Origin of the sequence: Candidatus Propionivibrio aalborgensis, from assembly GCF_900089945.1 — a bacterium.
Taxonomy (GTDB): domain Bacteria; phylum Pseudomonadota; class Gammaproteobacteria; order Burkholderiales; family Rhodocyclaceae; genus Propionivibrio; species Propionivibrio aalborgensis.
This window is the reverse complement of sequence record NZ_FLQY01000272.1, coordinates 1-600: the sequence shown is the minus strand read 5'-3', so window position 1 is coordinate 600 and position 600 is coordinate 1. Positions and strand designations below refer to the sequence as shown.

The following is a 600-nucleotide window of genomic DNA, read 5'->3' as shown; positions in this document are numbered from 1 at the left end:
GCGTGATCTGGGTGTTCTCGGCAGGCTTGTCGGCGAGTTGCCCGGAAATCACCGATTCGACACGATCCAGACGCATCAAATTCGCCGTTTCATCGCCCAGTTGCACGCCCGTGGTTTGGGTGGGCGCTCACTGGCTCGCATGCTTTCCGCGTGGCGCGGTTTTTATCGCTGGCTTGGTCAGCGCAGTGAAACGACCCAGAATCCGGTCGACGGCGTGCGGGCGCCAAAGACGTCCAAGGCCTTGCCGAAGGTTCTGTCGCCCGATGAAGCCAATCGTCTCCTTGATTCTTCGAGCGATGCGGTCATGGAAATTCGGGATCAGGCGATGTTCGAGCTCTTCTATTCGTCAGGCCTGCGTCTTGCCGAACTCGCTGCGCTGGACCTGGCGAGCCTCGAAGATATTTTGGCTGGTGAAGTGCGTGTTCTCGGCAAGCGCAACAAGCTGCGGCTGGTTCCGGTCGGCAGCAAGGCCCGCGAAGCCGTTGGGCTTTGGGCGCGGCGACGAGGTGAAGTGGCTTCCGCCGAGCAAATAGCGCTATTCGTGGGGCAGCGCGGTGGCCGAATCAGCCCCAGGTTGATCGAGGAGCGGCTCAAGCGGCG

Annotated in this window: 1 protein-coding gene; it reads left to right on the top strand. The window is 61.5% G+C overall.

All coding sequences use genetic code 11. From position 1 onward, the window contains the following. On the top strand, positions 1-600 hold a 600-nt coding region (locus PROAA_RS12800; protein ID WP_186411712.1), incomplete at both ends, for a tyrosine-type recombinase/integrase.